This window comes from Bacillus sp. FJAT-22090, assembly GCF_007676755.1.
In the GTDB taxonomy this organism is placed as follows: Bacteria; Bacillota; Bacilli; order Bacillales_A; family Planococcaceae; genus Psychrobacillus.
The window spans coordinates 124,640-146,931 of the sequence record NZ_VEBK01000004.1 but is presented as its reverse complement, the minus strand read 5'-3'; the positions used below and the strand labels follow the sequence as shown (position 1 = coordinate 146,931).

Below are 22,292 nucleotides of genomic sequence, written 5' to 3'. Positions count from 1 at the left end.
CAAGTTACATCAATATTGTGAAAAATTTGAATGCAGGCGTTTTGATTTAAAACTTTATTTAAAAATTAATAAGCTACTAGCACTTAAAGGAAAGTGCTAGTAGCTTTTAGTTGTTGGCTAATTCTATGAAAAGATGTTCGTTATTTATTAAACTAAAGATCCACCGTTTTTAAGATATTTTTCAATACCTTCTGCTGCACGATACGCAAGAGCCCCAACGGTTCCTGTAGGGTTCATACCAGAATTATGAGGGAAAGCAGATGCACCTGGAACGAATACATTTTCACAATCCCACATTTGAAGATAGTTATTTAAGGCACTTGTTTCAGGATCTGCACCCATGATAACTCCGCCAGTGTTATGGGTAGTTTGATATTTCGTCGTATCCCAGTCACCTTGATCACCTGGGGAATTAATGATATCTGCACCCATTTCTTCAAGAATCTTAGTAGTTATTTCTTTTATATATTTTTGTTGATTTCTTTCATTGTCTCTATAGTTAAATGTCATACGCATTAATGGATCACCGAATTGATCCTTGTACGTAGGGTCTAGGTCAATATAGTTTTCTCTATTTGGCATAACAGAACCTTGAGAACCTACTGATAAGTTTTTGTTCGCCCAATAAATGGACTCATCTTTAAATTCTTTACCCCAACCTGGTGTTCCTTTAGGTACAGAATTATTTGATATAGGGCGTTTTCCGTAATGGCCGAGTGCAATGTTACCACCATGAATAAAATTCAAATCGGAGTGATCAAAGTTGTCGCCATTGAAATCGTCAAGAACCCCAGCAAGTGCACCAGTTCCTGCATATAAATTGAATTCTTTTTCTTTAAAGAAACCAGTGGATGCAGCTGATGTAAGCTGATATGCATAGTTTTTCCCAATTACTCCTTTTCCTGTTTCAGGATTATATGGGCGTCCAAGTTGGGAGTTTAAAAGAATTCTAATATTGTTAAGAGCATAAGCAGAGACAACCACAACGTTTGCTTCTTGAATATACTCTTCTCCTGTACGTGTATCGACATATAAAACACCAGTAGCTTTTCCGTTTGTATGTAGAACTTTACGAACAACGCAGTGAGTTCTTACTTCGAAATTGCCTGTTTCTTTTGCAACTGGTAAAACGGTGACTACTGGTGATGCTTTAGCCCCGTATTCACAGCCAAAGCGCTCACAGAAACCGCAATATTGACATGCACCACGTGCAATACCATCCGGATTTGTATAGCTTTCAGAAAGAGTAGCTGCGGGAGCGATGTAAGGATGGTACCCTAAATTTTTAGATGCTTCCTTAAACATTTTCATAGCAGGTGTTTCTTTAAGCGGAGCAGTAGGATATTTAACTTCTGGTACGTCAGGATGTGGATTAGCTTCCCCTGAAATACCAGCCATTGTTTCGAATTTCTCAAAATACGGTACTAAGTCATCATATGTAATACCCCAGTCTTGGAGTGGCATGTCTGCTGGAATTTTATCTTTTCCATAACGTTCAACTGTTTTTGAGTAAATTTCAAAATCATAAGGCAAAAAGCGATATGTTAGGCCATTCCAGTGTTCTCCAGAACCCCCTACACCATCACCGATTAAAAATGAACCATGCTGGCGATAAGGTAGAGCTTTTTGAGAACGGTCATGACGCACTGTCAAAGTTTCTTTAGAAAGATCTTGCATCATTTCGTTTCTTTGCTGATATCTAAGCTCATCATGAACCATTAGATAGTCTTCTGTTTTTCTTTCTTTCCCACGTTCTAAACCTACTACTTTGTATCCTTTGCGAGTCAGTTCAGCTGCAATGATACCACCTGTCCAGCCAACTCCTGCTAATACTATATCTGTTTTTGGTAATTTCTTAGCCATATCTCATTAGCTCCCTTTCGATTAATGTTTATGTTGTGAATTCAAGCTTGTCGGTTCAATTTTTACAAATTCATCTTTGTCAATAATATTTGCATAGCTCATTTGGTGACCAGGGAAGTTTTTCATCTTCCAACCTTGCATATCCTTATTGCCGCCGTACAATGGATCTGCATAAGCACCTTCGATAGTCGCGCTTTTTAGCAGATTAAAAAAGTAAGTAGAAGTTACTGCACCATTTAGTGTCACTTCTCCTTCTTCACATGCTTTTAGAATAGCAACTTGTTCTTCTTCTGTTATTTCATTGAATTTTGCTTTATGTTTTTTCATTGCTTCTGTATTTAATGCTTCGATACCCAGGTCAAAGATTTGCTGTCTGTTTAGATGTGTTTGATGCCCAAACAATGGGGAAGCTGTCGGATTAAATGGGGCATGCATATATTCTTTTGTATTAAGACCCCAGTTACCTGCAAGTTGATGATCGATATAGTAAGCAACTAGCAATTCCTTAGCGCCGGGTCCTGTTTCAGTTTTTGGGAATATTTGCTCTGTAGCAGCATCAATTGTATCAAATTGGGCTTTGTCAAAATACATAAGAGCTTGATTGAAGTTTACAGCAGTTGCCGCCGAGTGAACATGCGTTTCAGTAGTTTTTGTAGTGGAGTCTTTTGTTAAAAGGCTGCCTAATGCACCACCGATAACAACTCCACCGACTGTTAGTCCCGAATTTTTGATAAACGTACGTCTAGAAGAACGTTTTTCCAAAATAGGTTCCTTTTTTTCTTGTTCTGACATTTAAAAACCTCCTAAAAATAGAAAAATGAGATACCTTATTTAACTAGGTAAATATGAAACGAAAAAAACATTGATTTAAAGTATAGGACAGGTGTCTTATCTAATGTAAAAAGATTTTCCTGTCTATAGGATTAATCAACTTAATGGTCGCAAAGATTGTATGAAAATAGTGATACAAAACAACAGAAACAATTTTACTCCTTCTGTTCATAAAAAGTCTACACTTTCTTTGAAGTTTTTAATTATCCATTTTTCTGAAAATAGTGTTAATAACTCAAATGTTTACAAATTGGAAGGAAGGAGTATAATGAGTCATTGATACAGGACAACTTATATTTTTGTAACAATGTCTATTACTTATTTGCCACATGATCATTATATATGCACATCTATGAGGAGGAAGAGTTATGCCAAATATCGGAGTACCAGGATTGATTATTATTCTAGTTATAGCTTTAATAGTTTTTGGTCCGTCTAAATTACCTCAATTGGGAAAAGCAGTCGGTCAGACGTTAAAAGAGTTTAAAAACTCCACAAAAGACATTGTGGATGAAGTAGCTGATGAATTTAAATTAGATGATAAAGAAACAAAGATTAAAAAGTAAAGTTCATACAAAAAGCCAACTATTTATAAAAAATAGTTGGCTTTTATCGTTTAGAAATAGTACGGGGAGAAATCTTCATCCACAAGGGAAGTAGATTCAAAATAGAATTTTCATACCTTCCGTCGTCTAAAGCGACTAATTCCAAAGGTAAGTAGAAGCATCAAGGCTAAACTTACAGCGGTAGTGACAATCATTGTTTTTGAATATCCAGTAGATTGTTTATCGGCGGTTCCTTTTTCCCCAAACTTCGCCCTAATAGTATTTTCACCATTCCCGTCTGGCATTTGTCGATTGTCGGGACCACCTTGCATACCCTCTGGCAATTGTTTGCCATTAGGGGGTTCCATTCCTTCTGGCATTTTACCGTCGTTGGGAGGGAATTCACTTTGAGGAGCAGAGAAATTTTCCAATCCAATTTCTGAACTGGAACCATTGAGATTATCGGTACTTTCAACTACTAAATCTCCAGAGATCTGAGCAAGGATTGAATCGCTTCTTTTGCTAGCAAACTCGATGATTCCAGTATCACCATAAACATCGGCTTGAAATTCTTCAGTTGTATAAAAAGCAGTAGGATCTTTCTCTACATATGGTCTAATCAAGTTATACACTTCGTCGACCATTTGGGTGAATTTTTCTTTCGCTAAAAATGTACTTGCAATTTCAGAAATATAATCTTCATATTTGGATACATTTTCTTCACTAGATAATAGTGAATTGATAAGCGGGCGTTCTTCTATACTCATTCCGCTAACAGGTTCATATATGCTGAAGTTAATATTACTGTCATTTAATGCATTGCCACCCATCATTCCCATTTGTTGACGAGTTTGTCCTTGAGCAGCATCAATGACCTCATTGTTTTCTGGGGGAGAAGTATTTTCATTACCCTGTTTCGGAAATCCTCCTTGACCACGGTTACCACCACCCCCAAAACCACCTAGGGACATATTATAATCCCAAGGCAATATAGAGAAAATACCATCTTCTTCGTATAGATAGTAATTATGCTTCATATTCCCTTGATAACTATCCAAATTTACAAGTGCTGTATTGGCGGCGAAATAGCGTAACATTTCATCGACATCTAAAACAGACTCTAAGTCAGTACTTTCTTTATTTATCGCAGTGATAAAGTCAATAAATTCTTCCTCATCTTTGTCACCGATGCTTGTTTTAGGATCAATACCAGTGTAGTCTTCGTATGCATCGGAAATGTATTTTAAATCACTCCCTGTTCCATCTGGTTTATAAAGGGATCCTGAACCTTTATCGAAGGTACGAGCGAGGAATGTTTCTTCAATTGCTTCCACTCCAAGATATAGCCCTCTTTCTTCACCGTTAATCTTTACATACATATAGGAGTAACCAGGAGTGGCAATACCTAATTCATCCATCATTTTATAGGACATATACTCTCGCATTTGAGAAGCGTCACTATAATTGTTGTTTAAATTCAACTTTTTCAAACCATCTAGACTTTTTGTGCTGTCATAATAGTCGAAATCAATTTTAAAACTATAGCGATCTGAATCTTCCATTTGTACTACAGAGCGAAGGGAAAGATTACCTTTTGTTCGAATTCCGACATTATTGACGGTAGTCCCGTTAACAGTTACATTAGCTTCAAAAATTTCTTCATCAGCAGCATTTTCAATCATCGAATTAAAGTCTTCATCCTCCATTTCGATATCCACATTTGTAACTTGGCTTTGGTCAAAGACAGTGTCCATATATTTATAGCCCGTGTTTGCCGATTCGAGCCCAAGTTTCGGATACACGAATACGGCAGAACAAAATAGGACTATTAGGATGACAAACACTAAGATAACTGGCGTTTTCTTCATGTGTTTTCCTCCTTTTAAGCAGTAAAGTTTCCGTCGTAGCTAAGCATTACAGCAGAGGAGACTCCATCTACCTCAGCAATTAAATTGATTATATTTTGTTCTTCCTTTTTTAACTGAACTTCGTAAGTAACTTCGTAGTATTGCTTACCAACGGCAGACTTGGATTTTAAAATATGCTTTTTAGATAAGTTACCTACTAGTTTCTCAAGCAAATCTTCTGATTTTATATTGTCGTACTTAATAACAAGCAGATACGGATTATTTATCGTAATACGATTTACAAATAGAACGAGGACGAGCCCAATCATTGCTGATCCTAAAATAACAAGTGGTATAAATCCAGCGCCACATAAAATGCCTGCAACAATAGCCCAAAATAAGTATACTAAGTCCATTGGATCCTTAATAGGAGTACGGAAACGAACGATAGAGAGTGCCCCAACCATACCTAATGACAATAGAACATTCGTTGAAATTCCCATTATAATAAGAGCGGTGGTCATCGTGATAACGATTAGCGTGATATTAAAAGTATGCGAGTAAATAACGCCAGAAAACGTTTTTTTATAGATTACATATATAAATAATCCGACTGCGAAAGCGACTAATAGCCCAATGAGCGAATCGACTAGTGAAAAGCTGGTCGTTTGTTCTAGAAAACTAGATTTGAATATATCTTGAAAAGTTGTTTTTTCCATTAGATTTTCCTCCATTATTTAACCGAACATGCGTCCAAGTTGGTATTTTGAAAATGCGCTACTACGTCTGTCCCCTATCTGGAGTAGCTTTTTGATAACATCTGATAAGTATCCGTCATATTTCACTTCTACAATGACTGTTCCATAATCGAGTACATCCACCATAGGGGCATGTGGGTTCAAAAAATCTATGTTATGAAAACTTGTTTTAACGTCACTATCGAATGTAACTCGTACATTTCCCTCTTCTTTGATAAAAACTTCACGGGTATAATCAATAATTGTGACAGGTTTTAATTGATACAAGGTCATATGCAGAAATAAATCATTCAACAATTCTCGTGAATCATATTGCATCCATTCAATCTCTCCTAGCCGAATCTTTTCGAATTCTTCGGGAGTAAGTGAACACTTTTCTTTAAACGTCATATTGTTTACTTTTGATTTTTTTTCAACATTCAAGTAGTTGAAATCGCGGTTGTACAACCGTACTCTAAATTTGCTTCGATTATAGTAGCCTTCTTTTTTTTCTGTTAGCACTTTGTTTGTAAAATTATCGAAATAGATGCTACGAATAAAGTATTTTCCATCAGGTCCTGCATGCGGATCTGGCAACATTACATGTTGAAGCCTTTGCTTTAGCAAATAGCAATCTGCTTTAGTCATTTCATGTTTAAGTTCATGTCTTCCTCTCATTTTTTTCTCTCCTTCAGTGGGCGAATATACTTCCTGAATAGAAGTATAAAAAGTGAACCTTAAAGAAAGCTTAAAAAAAGAAAAAGATTATTCTAAGACCTTTTTACATGGCTTTTAGAATAATCTTTTCTTTATTTTCTAGGTAATTTAATTTGAAAAATGCTTCCTTCTGGAACTGCAGAAGATACTTGGATGGTTCCGTTATGACTTTCCACAATCCATTGTGCGATAGAGAGGCCAAGACCAGTACCGCTAGATTCAAATGATCTGGCTTTATCTTCACGATAAAAACGATCAAATACTTTTGAAAGGTTTTCGGGTCTAATACCGATTCCCGTATCACTTACTTCTATGATAGCTTGTTCAGAATCCTTTTTTACGACAATATGAATTTTGTCATTGGCATTTGTGTATTTTAGTGCATTGTCTAACAGAATAACCAATAGTTGATAAATACGCTCTTTGTCCACTAGTATAGACTGATTATAATGCGTTTGAACAATCAGTTCTTTTCCTTCCAGCTCTGCCATTTCTATAAATGGTTGGGCTACTTCGGATACAAGTTCACTAATATTAACCGATTCTTTTTGGAGTTGTTGTTCCAATGAATCAGCCCTGGCAAGAGTGAGCAAATTACTCGTCATTTTCGTCATTCTTCGTGTTTCCGAAAGACTAAGTCCAATCGATTCAAATTGTTCCATGATAGTATTCTGTGGCTTTGTTAACAAATACTCTAGCTTACTTTGAATAATAGTAAGTGGAGTACGCAATTCGTGTGAAGCATTTTCGACAAACTCAGATTGTTTATTCCAAGAGTTAATAATGGGGGTCATGGACCGCTTTGCGAGAAAGTAACTTGCAGTAATCGAAAACAGAACAAAAATAATGGTACAAATTGCGAGAATCTCTATAAAATTTTCTACAACGTTTTGTTCCGCCTCGATACTGATCAAAAATTCTGTATATGTTCCATTTTCATTTTTACGAAGAAGTGTTCGAAATACATAGTCATCCTCAAGCTTTGTCGTTTGTATAGTATTTAATGTATCGGGCGAGAAAGGGATGCTTTCAGAAAAGTCATTTAAAAACCTTGTACCGATTTGTTCACCGTTCAGTATATTTCCTTTATCATCCCGTATTAATACGATCATTCGCGGATTGAAGGGTGCATGGGGTCTAGTTCCAGGTTTTTCGTCCATCTGTTTTGCCATCATTAGCTCTCTGTCGACTGAAGTGTATAGTGTTCTTTCGACTAATTGATAAATAATAAATGAAAAAACCGAAAAAATAATAGTGAAAGCAATGAAGTTCAGCAACACAAGTCTATTTTGCTGTTTCTTGAGCATTTGTTTTCTATACATGTGCGTCACCCTTGCTCAGCATATAACCAAGTCCCCGAAATGTACGAAAATACACATCATATCCAAAGGGTTTTAGGTTTTTACGGACGTGACTCACATATACTTCCACAACTGTTTGAGAAGTTTCCGAATCAAATCCCCAAACACGATCAAACAACTGCTCTTTAGTGACAATCGTTTCTTGGTTTTTTACGAGGAATTCTAATACATCAAATTGTTTACCATTAAGTTGTACTTCTTCCTGGTTGATAGTAGCCTGCTTATAGGTCAGATCTAGATGTAAATGGAGAAAGGATAGCATATTATTTTTTACTTGATTAGTACTTCTTCTAACCAAAGCTTGAAGACGTACAAGGAGTTCATCTCGATGGAAGGGCTTTACTAAGTAATCGTCAGCTCCAATTTCAAATCCTTTTACTTTGTCAGATATCCCATCCTTTGCAGTTAACATAAGAATGGGAGTTCTTATTCCGTTTTTACGCACAGTCTCTAACACTTCATAGCCATCCATACCTGGCATCATAACATCCAAAATAATGATGTCATCGATATCTTGTTCTGCCATGAAGAGCCCTTCTTCTCCATCATGGGCCATGCGCACCTGATACCAATCACTGACCATATCTCGTACACTTTTTGCCAAACGTATATCATCTTCAATTATTAATAATCTCATATGAAGTCACCTCTTTCTCTGTCTTTTTCCCTGTATCACTTTCGTAATTTACATAATAATACATCAACATGATGAAAAATCAAAACCCAAATCACGAGAGGATAGTGCAAAAGGGCAGAAATATGGTATGATAAAATTAGTAACTGGTACTAATAATAGGTATAGTATATTCGAATAATAAAATGGAGGTTTATATGAAAGATTTAATCCAACTTAAAGACAAAAACATTGTAGTAATGGGTGTTGCAAACGAACGTAGCCTTGCATGGGGAGTAGCGAAGTCCTTATTTGAAGTAGGAGCAAATGTTATTTTCACTTACCGAAAAGAGCGTTCTTTAGGAAAAATTGAAAAGGCATTAACAGATAACAATTTGGAAGCAAAGCTTGTAGTAGAATGTGATGTTAATAGCGATGAGAGTACTAAAAAAGCATTTGAAACGATCGGAAAAGAAGTTGGAGTAATCCATGGGGTTGTCCATTCAGTTGCTTTTGCAAACGCAGAAGACTTAAAAAATGACTTCATCCAAACGACTAGAGAAGGCTATGCCTTTGCTCAAGACACGAGCGCTTATTCATTAATCGCGGCAGCACGCGAGGCAGCACCTTTCATGACCGAAGGGGGTTCTATTGTCACTATGACATATCTAGGAGCAGAGCGCGTATTGGATGGATATAATGTCATGGGAATTGCAAAAGCATCATTAGAGGCTTCTGTTAAATACTTGGCACTTGATCTTGGTAAAAATAATATTCGTGTGAACGCAATATCAGCTGGAGCGGTTCGTACATTGGCAGCAAAAGGTATTTCTTCATTTAATACTATTTTACATAAAATCGAAGAAACGGCACCATTAAAACGAAATGTGACAGCAGAAGAAGTGGGCGATATGACTGTTGGACTTCTAGGGAATTTATCTAGAGGAGTGACAGGAGAAATCGTTTATGTAGATTCTGGCTATAATATTATGGGGTAATATCATGCCAAATGAATTCGAAAAAGTAATAGCAAAACCTGCCCAAAGAGCACTTGCAGGAGCCGGCATTGAAAATCTGGAGCAATTAACAAAGTTTACGGAAACAGAAATCATGGCATTACATGGAATGGGAAAAAACGGAGTGGAAAAACTTCGGATCGCACTAGGTGAAAAAGGTTTGTCATTTGCTCCATAAACATACAGAAACCGGTTGAAGAGAAAATCTTCATCCGGTTTTTTTTCTATGAAACTTCCACTTCTTATTCAAAAAATGTTTTCTGAAAGAGCTACAGGGTAAAAGTAATAGAAGAAGCATTAACCAATAAAAGAGGAGGAATCAAATTTGGATAAAAAAGTAAATGAAAACAGTAAAGATCAACAGCTAGAACAGTTTCGTGCAGATGATAAAGATAAAGCGATGACCACGAACCATGGGTTAAAGGTTTCGGAGGATGAGTTTTCTTTAAAAGTCGGTGAGCGTGGTCCCACTCTTTTAGAGGATTTTCATTTTCGGGAAAAAATGACTCACTTTGACCATGAACGAATCCCGGAACGCGTTGTACATGCACGAGGTTACGGGGCACATGGTGAATTTGAAGTATATGAATCTATGCAATCTTATACAAAGGCTAAATTTTTGCAAACTCCGGGTACGAAAACACCTGTTTTTGTAAGGTTTTCGACCGTTGCGGGTTCACGTGGTTCCGGTGAACTTGCACGAGATGCACGTGGCTTTGCGACGAAGTTTTACACGGAAGAAGGAAACTATGATTTAGTAGCGAATAATATTCCTGTTTTCTTCATACAAGACGGCATTAAGTTTCCTGATTTAGTCCATGCGATTAAACCTGAACCACATAATGAAATACCACAAGCAGCAACTGCACATGATACTTTTTGGGACTTTGTTGCGAACAATCAAGAATCAGCTCATATGGTGATGTGGACAATGTCAGATCGAGCAATCCCACGAAGTTTTCGAATGATGGAAGGATTTGGTGTCCATACTTTTCGTTTAGTCAACGATCAAGGTATATCCCATTTTGTTAAGTTCCATTGGAAACCAGTTTTAGGAGTACATTCAGTTGTATGGGATGAAGCACAGAAGTTGAACGGGAAAAATCCAGATTTTCATAGACAGGACTTATATGATGCAATAGCAACTGGTAATTATCCGGAGTTTGAATTAGGTGTACAAATAATTGAAGAAAAAGATGAATTTCAATTTGATTTCGATATTCTAGATCCCACGAAACTATGGCCAGAAGAAGAAGTACCAGTAAAGATTATTGGTAAAATGACTCTAAACCGGAATGTTGATAATGTATTTGCAGAAACAGAACAAATCGCATTTCACCCTGGAAATGTTGTGCCTGGCATCGATTTTACAAACGATCCACTTTTGCAAGGAAGATTGTTCTCTTATACTGATACACAGTTAATCCGTCTAGGAGGACCCAACTTTCACGAACTTCCTATCAATCGTCCAGTTTGTCCATTTCATAATAACCAGCGTGATGGCTATGGAAGACAAACGATCAATGTTGGACAAGTAAGCTATCATAATAATTCATTGGCAGGAAATACCCCGACCCCAGTAAGTCAGGCGGAAGGTGGTTATGCCCACTATCAAGAAAAGATAGAAGGACGTAAAATACGTGCTCGAAGCGAAAGCTTTAAAGACCATTTCTCTCAAGCAACGATGTTTTGGAATAGTATGAGTGACCCAGAGAAGCTCCATATTGTAAATGCATTCAGTTTTGAGCTTGGTATGTGTAAGGAAAAAACGATTCGCGAACAAGTAGTAGAAATGTTAGTAAATGTGGATATAGATTTAGCGAGTCAAGTTGCAAAAAATTTAGGGTTGGTTGTGCAGGCAGGTAACTCTTCTGGTTATAGTAAAATTTCACCAGCATTAAGCCAATTGAATACCGTGAAGAAACCAAATACACGCAAAATTGCTGTATTAGTATCAGAAGGATTTGATGGCGAATTGGTCGCAGTTTTAGATACATTAAAAGCGAATGGAACGATGGTAGAAACAGTGAGCGAACATCAAGGAGCTATTAAAGGGGCAGATGGTTCCTTGTTAGAAGCAGACAATACTTTTTCTACGGCAGATTCTGTATTATTTGACGCAGTTCTCGTTGCAAGCCCGCAAGGCACGACACCTATGTATCAAAAAGAAGCTTCATACTTTGTTAGAGAAGCATATGCTCATTTCAAGCCTATTGCAGCAATATTTAGTGGAGATCAATTGCTAGATGAACTTGGGTATACTGGACAAGTTGGAGTTATTGCAAAAGAGACTGGAGCTAGCTTTGTAGAAAGCTTTATCGATGCAATAGCAAACCATCGTTTCTGGAATCGGGCTGTATAATATAATTTGCAAGGCATGCCATTTACGCTGGGCATGCCTTTTACTTAATAGTTATTTGGTTTTGCTGCACGAGGCCAAATAAAGTAGGTAATCGAAATGACGAAGTCAATTCCAAGGATAAGCCCCCAAAGTTGTAAGGTTCCCGATAAAACCTCTGTTCTAGAAGAATCGTCGATGAAGTAAATTAGAAGTACAAGTAAACCTCCTCCTATGATGAAAGCAAGTAAATGTTGAAAGCTTCCCTTTAAGGAGTGTTTTGCATAGTCCATTCCTGTTTTCCGAACTGGTTTTGTACCTTGTTTTTGAACATAATATAGGAATTTTTGATCCGCCCATTGAATCATACTTTTACCAAAGGCAATAGAAGCTCCAAGATAAACTGCAGCAAGAGCATGTGCCCCAGTTGCAGTTGCCCCGTTGTATAAATCAATCGAAGTAACCGCTAAAAGAATTAGATCAATAACAGGGGTCAAGGCGAGGAAGAATAATCCAAGTCGTTCTTTTTTAAGTACATATCTAGTGAGCAAACCTAGTAAAATAACGATCCAAAACCCAATTTCACATGCAAGTATCGTCCAAGCAACTAAATTCAACATGACACCTCTTCTTTGTAAAGTACTATTTTAATTATAAAGTAAACCATACTATTATGCTTTACTTACTTATATGTTTTTGGTATATTCTTATAAATCAAATACCTTTATAAGCTATGAAGAGAAAAGTAAAATAATGATGTTTTTTTAAAGAGAGCTTCGGTTGCTGAAAAGAAGTAAAAAAACACTTATTTGAAAATGGTCTCGGAGCTTCGTACCGAACGTCTGAATACTAGTAGGCTACGACAAGAGTCAGCACTTGTTATAAAAGCTGGGGTATTATATTTGATACTCACTAACAAAAGTTGTTTATAAAATTAGGTGGTACCACGAGTTTAACCTCGTCCTTTTATAGGACGGGGTTTTTTGTTTTTTTATTAGAAAAGGAGGAATTTTACATGAGTATTTTTATTGGAGGAGCATGGCCATATGCGAACGGATCTCTGCATTTAGGACATATTGCAGCTTTATTACCAGGTGATATATTGGCGAGGTATTATCGCCTAAAAGGAGAAAAAGTATTATATGTCTCTGGGAGCGATTGTAATGGAACGCCAATATCAATAAAAGCAAAGCAAGAAGGAATTTCGATAGGAGAAGTGGCGAATCGCTATCATGAAGAATTTTTAGAGTGCTTTTCTCAACTAGGATTTACCTATGATTTATATACGAGAACAGATGGGAAATTTCATCACGAGGTTGTACAAAAAATATTTTTAAAGTTACTAGATAATGGTCACATTTATAAAAAAGAAATCGATCAAACGTACTGTGAGTACGATCAACAATTTCTTCCTGACCGATATGTGGAGGGTATTTGTCCTAATTGCTTTCATCCTTCAAGAGGGGATCAATGCGATAATTGTTCCACTATATTAGATCCTTTAGATTTAATAGAACCTCTATGTAAAATTTGTGGGAATAAACCAATAGTAAAAAAAACAGAGCATTTTTATTTTGAACTAAGCAAGTTTCAAAAGAAAATAGAGTCTTATGTATATAACGCAAAAGCTGAAAGTAACTGGAGAGAAAATGCATTGAACCTATCACAAAGATATCTTCGTGAAGGACTTCATGATCGAGGGGTATCTAGAGATCTGCCTAATGGTGTTAGTGTGCCAGTGAAAGGATATGAAGGCAAAAAGATTTATGTATGGATTGAAGCGGTTTCTGGTTATTATTCCGCAAGCAAGGAATGGGCATTTCTTCAGCAGACGAATGATGACGAGTTTTGGAAAGAAAATACAACTTCCTATTATGTACATGGAAAAGACAATATTCCATTCCATTCGATTATTTGGCCGGCAATTTTATTGGGGATTAATAGTACGTCATTACCAACAAATATCATTTCCAATGAATACTTGACATTAGAGAAAAAGAAAATTTCTACAAGTAAAAATTGGGCGGTATGGGTGCCTTATATTTTGGAAAAGTATCATCCAGACTCGATTAGATACTTTTTAACAACGAATGCACCGGAAAACAGGGATACAGATTTTTCTTGGAGAGAGTTTATTTTAAGTCACAATTCTGAGTTACTTGGTGCATATGGAAACTTTGTTAATAGGACATTAAAATTTATCGAAAAGTCATATGGTAACACTATTACAAGTGGAACAATAAATTTGGATATACAAAAAAAGGTAGAAGAGTTGTATAAAGAAATCGGCTCATTAATCGAATCTGGACATTTTAAACAAGCAATAGATGCTAGCTTTGAATTTATACGTTCTGCAAATAGATACTTTGATGCGGAGCAACCTTGGAAACAAATTAATGAGGATCATGATTCTTGTGATAATACATTATTGACTTGTGTATTTATCGTTGCAAATATAGCTCAATTACTAGCTCCTTTTCTTCCATTCTCGAGTGCAGCGGTAAAAGAAATGCTGAACCTTGGTGACTATAAATGGGAAATAATTCAACAAACAAGTTATTCATTGAAACCTGTCGTACCTTTATTCGAACGGATAGACACTAAGCAAATTGGTGAAGAGCTAGATTATTTGAAAAGACAAATTATTAGTTAAAATTTAAAAAGTATAGAATTTGGATGTTGACTATTTCATATTTCTTGCATATACTGATAAAAATATTTTAAAAGTTATAAACAAGCACAGAAAAGGACATGATTCATTCGATATTTTCTTGTTAGAGAACGGGGTCATTGGCTGAGAGCCCCGAAGGAAAAAGAATGATTTACCACCTTGGAGCTATTATGGGGAAAGCGAAACTTGCGATTATCCATAATCGGGAAAACCGTTATCTTATTATGAGCGCAATACAATTCTTTGTGTTGCAAAATTAGGGTGGAACCACGACCACACTCGTCCCTTTACCGGGATGGGTGTGGTTTTTTTATATTCAAAATTCAATAGTGTAAGCACAGAAAAGGACATGAATTATCTTTATTTTCTTATCAGAGAACAGGGTCATTGGCTGAGAGCCCTGAAGAAAAAAAGCTGATTTACCACCTTGGAGCTATTATGGGGAAAGCGAAACTTGCAATTATCCATAATCGGGAGAACCGTTAACTTCTTATGAGAGCAATGCTTTGTGTTGCAAAAATTAGGGTGGAACCACGACCACACTCGTCCCTTTACCAGGGATGGGTGTGGTCTTTTTGTATTTTAAATTAACTAACAGGAGGAATTAAACATGTCAGTAAAAGCAGAAGAAAGAATTAGTCATCAAAAATTAGGTCAGCAGTTGGAATTATTTATGTCTAGTGAGGAAGCACCGGGAATGCCATTTTATTTGCCTAAGGGCATGGTATTAAGAAACGAACTTGAAAATCTTTGGAGAGAGAAGCATCAAAAAGCGGGTTATCAGGAGATTAAAACTCCTATTATGATGAAACAAGAACTATGGGAGCAATCAGGACACTGGGATCATTACCATGAAAATATGTACTTTTCAAATGTGGATGAACAAAAATATGCTATTAAACCGATGAATTGTCCTGGCGCAGTCCTTATTTTTAATAGCAAGAGAAGAAGTTATAGAGAATTACCAATTCGTTATGGTGAGTTGGGATTAGTGCACCGTCATGAGTTATCTGGTTCACTGAATGGACTTTTAAGGGTTCGAGCATTTACACAAGATGATGCACATCTTTTTGTGCGCGAGGATCAAATAGAAAGTGAAATTGATAAAGTGCTCGATTTAGTAGATGAATTTTATTCGGAGTTTGGATTTAGTTATAAAATAGAACTTTCAACTCGACCAGAAGATTTTATGGGAGCAGTTGAAGTATGGGACAAAGCAGAGCAAGCTCTAGAATCAGTGCTTAAGAAAAAACAAGTGGACTATCAAGTAAATGAAGGAGATGGAGCTTTCTATGGACCGAAGATCGATTTTCATATTTTAGATTCCCTAGGGCGCAGCTGGCAATGTGGAACAGTTCAACTCGATTTCCAAATGCCAGAGAAGTTTAGCTGTCGGTATATTGACGAAGACAATCAACCTAGCCAACCAATTATGATTCATCGAGCTATATATGGATCTATTGAGCGCTTTATGGCTATTTTATTGGAGCATTTCCAAGGAAGCTTCCCCCTTTGGTTAGCCCCTGTACAAGTAGAAATTTTACCAATTGCAGATGCACATGTTTCATATGCAGAGGAAGTAAAGCTGCAACTTCAACGGGAAGGCTATCGTGTGGAAATCGATGATCGTGTGGAGAAAATTGGTTTGAAAATCCGAGAGGCTGCTTTGCAAAAACACCCGTATATGCTCATTGTAGGAGATCAAGAAATGGAGCAAGGTAAACTTTCCGTGAGGAAGCATAAAGTTGGAGTTATTGGTGAAATGAATATTAGTGAATTTGTAGAACACTTAAAAAGTGAAAAAAGAATATAACGGATAACAAGCTTTAGTCCTCCTACAAAGGGTTTTTCATTATTCTTGACGAATAGAACCTTGTAGGAGGGATTTTATGAATAGGTTAAAGAATTTTCCCGAAATAGAAACAGATCGCTATCTATTACGTGCGATAGAAATGAGCGATGCGGAGGAAATATTTCATTATTTTTCAAAAGATGAAGTGACGAAGTATTATGACTTGGATACATTTGTGGAAGTAAATGAAGCGATTCGATTAATAGAAAACTGGCAAACAAGATTTGTAAACAATGAAGGAATTCGTTGGGGAATTGCAACGAAAGAGGATAACAAACTAATTGGTAGCTGCGGGTTTCACAATTGGGAAAAGGAACATTTTAAGGCAGAGGTAGGATTTGAAGTGACCCCAGCGTATTGGCAAAAAGGGGTTATGACGGAGGTTCTACAGGAAGTATTACGATATGGATTTCACCAAATGGGACTATATCGTATTGAAGCGCTTTATGACCCAGCAAATGAAGCATCAAAAAGAACGCTAGAAAAAAGTGGATTTACGTATGAAGGAACTTTACGAAAATCTTCATTTGAAAAAGGACGTTTTTGTGATGCAGCCATTTGTTCTATTTTAAAAGAGGAGTACATAAAATGAATGCCCGTCTTTCTAAAAGTGTAGAAGAATTTATGAACATATATATTGAATTACTAAACAAGCATTTGCCGAAAGATTTAATTGAGGGTGTTTATCTATATGGCTCTATTTCTTTAGGTGCTTTTAAAGAAGAGAATAGTGATATTGATTTCATTGTTTTATTGAAACGTTCCGTTAATGAAGAAGAAATAGATGCGATTAAAGTAATCCATTCACAACTGAATAATCATGAATTCGGGAGACGAATGGACGGAGTATATATTCAAGCTAATTTAGTAGGGAAAACAAATGAAGAACTGCCTCCTTATCCATTTTGCACAGAAGGAAAAGTAAGTATCGGACATTGGGACGTGAATCATATAACCTGGTGGGTATTAAAACAATATGGAATTACGTTACAAGGTGCACCCATTGTAGAACTACCTATTCCTACTAAATGGGAAGACGTTTTGGAGACGCTGAAATACAATATCAATCAATATTGGTTTAGTAAGTCTCAAAAGAGGAATCCCTTTTTCTTTGATAGCATGGTTGAATTTACAATATGTACAATTAGTAGAATTATTTGCTCCCTTGAGAGAAGGGAGATTGTATCAAAAGATCAGGCACTTGATATATGTAAAGACTTGTTACCTGAAAGATGGCATCTTCTTTTACAGGAAGGCTCTCGTATTCGAAATAAAGACAATAAGAAATCATTATATAAAAGCAAAATAAAAAGAGCTAAAGATTGTAGAGATTTCATATTATACACACATGAATTATGTAATAAAAAATATTTCTTGGAGGAGTAGGCTATGGAGATAAGATTACTAACACCAGCAGATGCTAGTGCCTACTGGGAATTAAGGCTAGAAGCTTTGCAACAAAGTCCCGAAAGTTTTGCTACAAGCTTTGAAGAAGCGATGCAAAGGACAAATCCAATAGGACAAGTGGAAAATAATCTGAGAACAGAAGGAAACTACACATATGGGGCATTCGATCAAAATAGGCTTATAGGTATGGTTACCTTATCCCAAGAAAGTTTTCTTAAAATGAAGCACAGAGCAAATATTTTTGCTATGTATGTGAGTCCAGAGGCACGCGGATTGGGAACAGGTAAAGGTTTGCTACTTGCAGCGATTAATAAAGCGAGAGAGATTGAAGAAATAGAAAAAGTGAACTTATCTGTTGTCTCCACTAATGAAAAAGCAAAGAATCTATATACACAATTAGGCTTTAAAGTATTTGGTGTAGAAGAAAAAGCATTAAAAGTGGAAAATACATATTACGATGAAGATCATATGGTACTCACTCTATAATGGAAGGGTTTGCTTGAAAAGTGTCGAAGTAGTTATCAATCATACAAGGAGGTAGATAATTATGGAAACAAAACAGATAAGTGAAACTGAAATTTACCGTTCACCAATTAGATCTATATTCGAAAAGTTTTCTCGTACGAAGGATGCTTCACTGGTTTATGGAGATCCGATCGAACTTGTTGGTAAACAAGTGCTTCCAGTTGCCAAAGTGAACTATTATGTTGGTGGCGGAGGCGGATTTGCAGAAACAAGTGAAACAGAATCAGCTTCTCAAGGTGAAGGGGGAGGCGGTCATTTTTCTGTTAAACCAGTAGGAGTTTTCGAAATCACACCTGAGAAAGTTACGTTTAAACCGATAATAAATATACATTTTCTGTTGACGATAATCAGTGTTGTTATACTTGGGCTGGGCTTTTTATTGAAGAGGCCACGTAAAATAAAATAATAACAGATAGAAAATCCACTAAGACTTTAACTTGGTGGATTTTTTGTGCTATAAATCTAAGTCGGATGATAAAGATTGAATTGACTCGATATGTCACGTTGTGATATAGTCGAGGTGCGACATAGTGGAAAATTAGAGTGGATGTGATCCAGTTGAAAATAGATAAAATTATTAAATCCTATATTCCAATGACAGAAACAGCTTTTTACATATTATTGTCACTTACTATACCACGTCATGGCTATGGGATTATCAAGCATGTGGAAGAGTTAACGGAAGGGCGAATTATTCTTGGGTCCGGAACAATTTATGGGACATTAAAGAAAATGCAACGAGATGAGATTGTTACAGTTTATGCAGATGAAAAAAGAAAAACAATTTACGAAATTTCTTCTATTGGAAAGGAATTAATGAAAAAAGAAATTAGCAGGTTGAAAGAGTTGCACAAAAATGCCTTAAGACATGAGGAGGAATTCAATGATTAAAAAGTGGAGGCCTTTTTGGAGTTATGATATGGAAAAGACGGAACGTTGGCTTTCATCGTATGCATTAGAAGGAAAAAAGCTAGTCGATGTTCATTTGCTTTCACGTACGTTTTTATTCGAAGAAGCGGAACGGATGGAAGAGGAGTATCAAATAATATATAGTACATCAAAAAGTGAATTACCGCGAAGGCTTATAGACGCTGGGTGGGAAAATGCAGTGTCACAAGGCAAGTGGAAATTTGTTAGAAATAATAATGGAATGATTCATACATATCCATCCAGAGAGTCTGTTTTAAAAAGGAATAGGATACATTCCTTCGTGTTATCATGTATTGCTTTAATATATGGAATTCAATTGACATCATTTATAGCGGCGATGCTTTCACTTTTTCTCTCACCTGAAGAATCAAGATTTGTACCAAGTCCGTTATGGTCTATTACAATCCTTTATTTTCTACAAGTAATTGTTGTTATTTTTCTTACAATACGTATGACACAAAAATTACGGGCGTTCGATCAGAGATATTTTAGTGCATCTGTTGATACGATATCATCTATTGGAAATACTTTTGCAAAGTGGAATTTTGGTTGGATGTATGCACCAGATTTATTGGAAAACTGGCTTTCTGACATGGCGATGCAAGGAAATCATCTTGTCCGTGTTAGTAAAATGGGTCCGAAATTTATTTTTGAGAAAAGCACTCCTAAGCTTGTCTCGTATGTGTACGATTTTCAATTGAAAGCTTCTCCAAATTATTACGAAGTCCATAAAAGTGCCGGGTGGAGTTTAACATTTACCTCCTCATCTTGGTTTGCGAAATACTCTATATGGCAAAAAGAATATGAACTCGGTGAAGAAATACCGCAGTTTACGTACGACGCGACAGAGAAAAAGGGACAAGTTCGAAAAGTAATGTTAGTGAATGCTAGTTATGTCGGTTATCTATTAGTGATTTTGTCTTTTGTTTGGTGGACTAATCTTTCGAACTATCATATGCAGGAAAGAAATACTTTTGACCAAATCCTATTAGGATTCTTATTTATTTGTTCGCTTATTCCTGCACTACTTATTTTTCGATCTTTCCGGTATGCTATGCGTATGCGAAAGGCTTAATATAAAGAAAATCCGCTAGGTTATATCTTGGCGGATTTTCTTTTTTTCATCATTTGAATACATGTTAGTAAAAGTAGTGAACAGATTGCACCGAATGTATCGAGCATCACATCTTGTGTAGAAGCAGTGCGCCCACTTGTTAATGACTGATGGAATTCATCCGCAATAGCAAAAAGCATCGTCAATATAGCGGCAGCTAATATACGAAATTTAAATTTAGGCAAAGCAGTATAAATAGCAAGTGCAATTATTCCAAAATAAAAGAAATGAGTCCCTTTTCGGATCAAAAACTCGACGAATGCATAATAACCACGTTCATCAATCGAAACGAGAATGCCCCAATAAGGAATTTGAAAAATAGACAAGAAAGATTCCAATGGCTGATTAGGCAACCACTTTTCAAGTGTTGGAATAAGAGATTGCTGTTCGGCTGTTTGGCCAGAAGATATAAACACAATAATAAGTACAATTAGAAGAGGAATTATCTTTTTCATAGTAAAACAGTAACACAAAAACAGGGAGTTTTCATTGCTAAAAGGATGAATCTATGGTCTTATGTTAGAATATAATAAAAACTGGAGGTCAAGACAAGATGTCTACACTTACACCATTCTTAATGTTCGAAGGGAAAGCAGAAGAAGCAATCAATTTTTATACTTCCATCTTCAAGGATTCAGAGATTACTCGACTAGCTCGCTTTGGCGAAGGAGAGCCTGGTAAAGAAGGTGAAGTTTCTCAAGCGGCATTCGTTATTAACGGGCAGGAATTTTTATGTATGGACAGCACTATTCAACATGCATTCACTTTTACACCATCTATTTCGTTATTTGTTGAATGCGACTCGGAAGAAGAACTAGATCAATCCTATGCGGCTCTTTTGGTAGACGGGCAAGCCTTAATGCCAATAAATAATTATGGATTTAGCAAAAAGTTTGGTTGGGTACAGGACAAGTTTGGGGTTTCATGGCAGCTAAACCTACAATAATGTATATACAAAAGAAGCCATAAAAGATGAATGTCTTTTATGGCTTCTCTTCTTATTTAATAGGAATCCAAATTTCAGAATATAAGTCAGGACTAGAGGGATCTTCGTTTGAGTAAACCTCTAGTTCAGGTGTACCTGCCTGAACATAAGAATTGGAAGGAAACCATTCAGAAAAAATTTGCTTCCAAGTATTTTGCATGGCGTGTGGCATTGGACCATGGACTTCAAATACTACCCATTTAGATGCGGGTATTTCCATTGCTAGTAAGTTTTCAGGTACATCTCCTACATGCTCTGTAGCAATCCAATAGTCTATTAAGCTATTCTCCTTAAATGCGTCATCTGCTACGCACACACCTAATACACCTTTAATCTCCCCATTGTTCAAGCTAAATAACAAATCATCTGTGCCGTCTGCGTTTACCTCGTCCCAAAAGCCAGGGATTTTCTGCGTGTTTTCTCCATTTACACAAGAATATGTTCGCTTCACGCCTACTACTTGAAAACTATCTTTTTCCACAATTTTGTACTTCATCGGTTCTGCTCCCTTCAAGCTTACCTGAATTACCAGGCGATTGTATGATTGTAGAATTCCTAATTTCTTTCGTGCATCAGTTGGCGTTACCCCATGCTGCTTACGAAAGGCCTTTGCGAATGCTTCGGGAGTGTCATAGCCATATTTATAGGAGAGATCGATAATTTTAATATCAGTATTTATTAATTCCTGTGCTGCTAATGTTAATCTTCTACGGCGAATATAATCTGCAATGGACATATCCGTTAAAATTGAAAATGTTCGTTGAAAATGAAATACAGAAGAACTTGCTTCTCTTGCAATTTGCTCCATGTCCAACTCATCAAGCAAATGTTCTTCGATATAATGGATTGCCTTCTGAATCGACTCTACCCAGCCCATGTCCCTCACTCCTTGTATATATCATAAATAACAATTGAAAAGTAATCCTGTCATTTTATGCTC

General features: G+C 36.5%; 23 protein-coding genes and 3 other annotated features. Of the genes, 13 read left to right on the top strand and 10 right to left on the bottom strand.

The features are described 5' to 3' along the window. Positions 1-147 precede the first annotated feature (147 nt). Positions 148-1,863 carry a GMC family oxidoreductase gene (locus FS486_RS07765; protein WP_144510766.1) on the bottom strand — a complete coding sequence of 572 codons (1,716 nt, stop codon included), beginning with the start codon at positions 1,861-1,863 and terminating at the stop codon, positions 148-150. Between the two features lie 21 nt (positions 1,864-1,884). Next, positions 1,885-2,655 (bottom strand): gluconate 2-dehydrogenase subunit 3 family protein, encoded by a 771-nt coding sequence (locus FS486_RS07760; RefSeq protein WP_144510765.1) that lies wholly within the window; start codon positions 2,653-2,655, stop codon positions 1,885-1,887. Positions 2,656-3,062: 407 nt separating this feature from the next. Between FS486_RS07760 and tatA the strand changes: the two genes are divergently transcribed. Further along, positions 3,063-3,260, top strand: coding sequence for a twin-arginine translocase TatA/TatE family subunit (gene tatA, locus FS486_RS07755; RefSeq protein WP_144510764.1), 198 nt, complete (start codon positions 3,063-3,065; stop codon positions 3,258-3,260). Between the two features lie 110 nt (positions 3,261-3,370). Here tatA and FS486_RS07750 read toward each other — a convergent pair whose 3' ends face one another. From FS486_RS07750 to FS486_RS07730, 5 genes are all read right to left on the bottom strand, one after another. Beyond that, positions 3,371-5,107 carry a CotH kinase family protein gene (locus FS486_RS07750; RefSeq protein WP_144510763.1) on the bottom strand — a complete coding sequence of 579 codons (1,737 nt, stop codon included), beginning with the start codon at positions 5,105-5,107 and terminating at the stop codon, positions 3,371-3,373. 14 nt (positions 5,108-5,121) lie between these two features. Continuing rightward, positions 5,122-5,805 (bottom strand): DUF4956 domain-containing protein, encoded by a 684-nt coding sequence (locus FS486_RS07745; protein WP_144510762.1) that lies wholly within the window; start codon positions 5,803-5,805, stop codon positions 5,122-5,124. An 18-nt stretch (positions 5,806-5,823) separates the two neighbouring features. Then, positions 5,824-6,501, bottom strand: coding sequence for a polyphosphate polymerase domain-containing protein (locus tag FS486_RS07740; RefSeq protein WP_144510761.1), 678 nt, complete (start codon positions 6,499-6,501; stop codon positions 5,824-5,826). 131 nt (positions 6,502-6,632) lie between these two features. Further along, entirely contained in the window at positions 6,633-7,862 is a 1,230-nt protein-coding gene (locus FS486_RS07735) for a sensor histidine kinase (protein WP_144510760.1), read from the bottom strand. Beyond that, the gene (locus tag FS486_RS07730) at positions 7,855-8,538 is read right to left on the bottom strand and encodes a response regulator transcription factor (RefSeq protein ID WP_144510759.1); all 684 of its coding nucleotides are present in this window, start codon (positions 8,536-8,538) and stop codon (positions 7,855-7,857) included. Before FS486_RS07730 ends, FS486_RS07735 begins: the two co-directional genes overlap by 8 nt. Positions 8,539-8,732: 194 nt before the next feature. On the opposite strand from FS486_RS07730, the gene fabI reads away from it, so the two are divergent. The 3 genes from fabI (at position 8,733) to FS486_RS07715 (ending at position 11,892) form a co-directional block, all read left to right on the top strand. Then, positions 8,733-9,512, top strand: a complete 780-nt coding sequence (gene fabI / locus FS486_RS07725) for an enoyl-ACP reductase FabI (protein WP_144510758.1) — start codon at positions 8,733-8,735, stop codon at positions 9,510-9,512. Between the two features lie 4 nt (positions 9,513-9,516). Continuing rightward, a complete protein-coding gene (locus FS486_RS07720; RefSeq protein ID WP_144510757.1) occupies positions 9,517-9,708 on the top strand; it encodes a helix-hairpin-helix domain-containing protein in 192 nt (63 codons plus the stop codon). Positions 9,709-9,855: 147 nt separating this feature from the next. Beyond that, positions 9,856-11,892, top strand: a complete 2,037-nt coding sequence (locus FS486_RS07715) for a catalase (protein WP_144510756.1) — start codon at positions 9,856-9,858, stop codon at positions 11,890-11,892. A gap of 44 nt (positions 11,893-11,936) precedes the next feature. Here FS486_RS07715 and FS486_RS07710 read toward each other — a convergent pair whose 3' ends face one another. After that, entirely contained in the window at positions 11,937-12,485 is a 549-nt protein-coding gene (locus tag FS486_RS07710; RefSeq protein ID WP_144510860.1) for a hypothetical protein, read from the bottom strand. A gap of 107 nt (positions 12,486-12,592) precedes the next feature. Next, positions 12,593-12,837, top strand: a binding site (T-box leader). Between the two features lie 46 nt (positions 12,838-12,883). Here FS486_RS07710 and metG point away from each other — a divergent pair. The 8 genes from metG to FS486_RS07670 all read left to right on the top strand — a co-directional run bounded on the left by metG (position 12,884) and on the right by FS486_RS07670 (position 20,328). Then, positions 12,884-14,521, top strand: a complete 1,638-nt coding sequence (gene metG, locus FS486_RS07705; protein ID WP_144510755.1) for a methionine--tRNA ligase — start codon at positions 12,884-12,886, stop codon at positions 14,519-14,521. A 78-nt stretch (positions 14,522-14,599) separates the two neighbouring features. After that, positions 14,600-14,829 (top strand) — a binding site (T-box leader). Between the two features lie 39 nt (positions 14,830-14,868). Then, positions 14,869-15,093: a binding site (T-box leader), on the top strand. Positions 15,094-15,149: 56 nt separating this feature from the next. Then, positions 15,150-16,352, top strand: a complete 1,203-nt coding sequence (gene thrS, locus FS486_RS07700; protein WP_144510754.1) for a threonine--tRNA ligase — start codon at positions 15,150-15,152, stop codon at positions 16,350-16,352. A gap of 76 nt (positions 16,353-16,428) precedes the next feature. Continuing rightward, positions 16,429-16,983, top strand: a complete 555-nt coding sequence (locus FS486_RS07695) for a GNAT family N-acetyltransferase (protein WP_144510753.1) — start codon at positions 16,429-16,431, stop codon at positions 16,981-16,983. Beyond that, the gene (locus FS486_RS07690; RefSeq protein ID WP_144510752.1) at positions 16,980-17,777 is read left to right on the top strand and encodes a nucleotidyltransferase domain-containing protein; all 798 of its coding nucleotides are present in this window, start codon (positions 16,980-16,982) and stop codon (positions 17,775-17,777) included. Before FS486_RS07695 ends, FS486_RS07690 begins: the two co-directional genes overlap by 4 nt. Positions 17,778-17,780: 3 nt before the next feature. Continuing rightward, on the top strand, positions 17,781-18,284 hold the full coding sequence (locus tag FS486_RS07685) for a GNAT family N-acetyltransferase (protein ID WP_144510751.1): 504 nt from the start codon (positions 17,781-17,783) through the stop codon (positions 18,282-18,284). A 61-nt stretch (positions 18,285-18,345) separates the two neighbouring features. Beyond that, positions 18,346-18,729 carry a spore germination protein GerW family protein gene (locus tag FS486_RS07680; RefSeq protein ID WP_144510750.1) on the top strand — a complete coding sequence of 128 codons (384 nt, stop codon included), beginning with the start codon at positions 18,346-18,348 and terminating at the stop codon, positions 18,727-18,729. Positions 18,730-18,881: 152 nt separating this feature from the next. Next, entirely contained in the window at positions 18,882-19,214 is a 333-nt protein-coding gene (locus FS486_RS07675; RefSeq protein WP_186321390.1) for a PadR family transcriptional regulator, read from the top strand. Continuing rightward, positions 19,207-20,328, top strand: coding sequence for a DUF2812 domain-containing protein (locus FS486_RS07670; protein WP_186321389.1), 1,122 nt, complete (start codon positions 19,207-19,209; stop codon positions 20,326-20,328). Before FS486_RS07675 ends, FS486_RS07670 begins: the two co-directional genes overlap by 8 nt. Positions 20,329-20,348: 20 nt before the next feature. Here FS486_RS07670 and FS486_RS07665 read toward each other — a convergent pair whose 3' ends face one another. Further along, positions 20,349-20,822 carry a VanZ family protein gene (locus FS486_RS07665; RefSeq protein ID WP_144510747.1) on the bottom strand — a complete coding sequence of 158 codons (474 nt, stop codon included), beginning with the start codon at positions 20,820-20,822 and terminating at the stop codon, positions 20,349-20,351. A gap of 98 nt (positions 20,823-20,920) precedes the next feature. Between FS486_RS07665 and FS486_RS07660 the strand changes: the two genes are divergently transcribed. Continuing rightward, on the top strand, positions 20,921-21,313 hold the full coding sequence (locus FS486_RS07660; protein WP_144510746.1) for a VOC family protein: 393 nt from the start codon (positions 20,921-20,923) through the stop codon (positions 21,311-21,313). 52 nt (positions 21,314-21,365) lie between these two features. Here the strand turns inward: FS486_RS07660 and FS486_RS07655 are convergent, their stop codons facing one another. Continuing rightward, positions 21,366-22,229, bottom strand: a complete 864-nt coding sequence (locus tag FS486_RS07655; RefSeq protein WP_144510745.1) for an AraC family transcriptional regulator — start codon at positions 22,227-22,229, stop codon at positions 21,366-21,368. Between the last annotated feature and the right edge of the window lie 63 nt (positions 22,230-22,292).

Bases quoted from the DNA above. Each gene is read 5' to 3' on its own strand.
- FS486_RS07695 (WP_144510753.1), top strand. From the start codon at position 16,429: ATGAATAGGTTAAAGAATTTTCCCGAAATAGAAACAGATCGCTATCTA.
- FS486_RS07670 (WP_186321389.1), top strand. From the start codon at position 19,207: ATGATTAAAAAGTGGAGGCCTTTTTGGAGTTATGATATGGAAAAGACG.
- FS486_RS07720 (WP_144510757.1), top strand. From the start codon at position 9,517: ATGCCAAATGAATTCGAAAAAGTAATAGCAAAACCTGCCCAAAGAGCA.
- FS486_RS07660 (WP_144510746.1), top strand. From the start codon at position 20,921: ATGTCTACACTTACACCATTCTTAATGTTCGAAGGGAAAGCAGAAGAA.
- FS486_RS07750 (WP_144510763.1), bottom strand. From the start codon at position 5,107: ATGAAGAAAACGCCAGTTATCTTAGTGTTTGTCATCCTAATAGTCCTA.
- fabI (WP_144510758.1), top strand. From the start codon at position 8,733: ATGAAAGATTTAATCCAACTTAAAGACAAAAACATTGTAGTAATGGGT.
- FS486_RS07735 (WP_144510760.1), bottom strand. From the start codon at position 7,862: ATGTATAGAAAACAAATGCTCAAGAAACAGCAAAATAGACTTGTGTTG.
- FS486_RS07745 (WP_144510762.1), bottom strand. From the start codon at position 5,805: ATGGAAAAAACAACTTTTCAAGATATATTCAAATCTAGTTTTCTAGAA.
- FS486_RS07690 (WP_144510752.1), top strand. From the start codon at position 16,980: ATGAATGCCCGTCTTTCTAAAAGTGTAGAAGAATTTATGAACATATAT.
- FS486_RS07740 (WP_144510761.1), bottom strand. From the start codon at position 6,501: ATGAGAGGAAGACATGAACTTAAACATGAAATGACTAAAGCAGATTGC.
- FS486_RS07655 (WP_144510745.1), bottom strand. From the start codon at position 22,229: ATGGGCTGGGTAGAGTCGATTCAGAAGGCAATCCATTATATCGAAGAA.
- FS486_RS07760 (WP_144510765.1), bottom strand. From the start codon at position 2,655: ATGTCAGAACAAGAAAAAAAGGAACCTATTTTGGAAAAACGTTCTTCT.
- FS486_RS07680 (WP_144510750.1), top strand. From the start codon at position 18,346: ATGGAAACAAAACAGATAAGTGAAACTGAAATTTACCGTTCACCAATT.
- FS486_RS07730 (WP_144510759.1), bottom strand. From the start codon at position 8,538: ATGAGATTATTAATAATTGAAGATGATATACGTTTGGCAAAAAGTGTA.
- FS486_RS07665 (WP_144510747.1), bottom strand. From the start codon at position 20,822: ATGAAAAAGATAATTCCTCTTCTAATTGTACTTATTATTGTGTTTATA.
- metG (WP_144510755.1), top strand. From the start codon at position 12,884: ATGAGTATTTTTATTGGAGGAGCATGGCCATATGCGAACGGATCTCTG.
- thrS (WP_144510754.1), top strand. From the start codon at position 15,150: ATGTCAGTAAAAGCAGAAGAAAGAATTAGTCATCAAAAATTAGGTCAG.
- tatA (WP_144510764.1), top strand. From the start codon at position 3,063: ATGCCAAATATCGGAGTACCAGGATTGATTATTATTCTAGTTATAGCT.
- FS486_RS07765 (WP_144510766.1), bottom strand. From the start codon at position 1,863: ATGGCTAAGAAATTACCAAAAACAGATATAGTATTAGCAGGAGTTGGC.
- FS486_RS07685 (WP_144510751.1), top strand. From the start codon at position 17,781: ATGGAGATAAGATTACTAACACCAGCAGATGCTAGTGCCTACTGGGAA.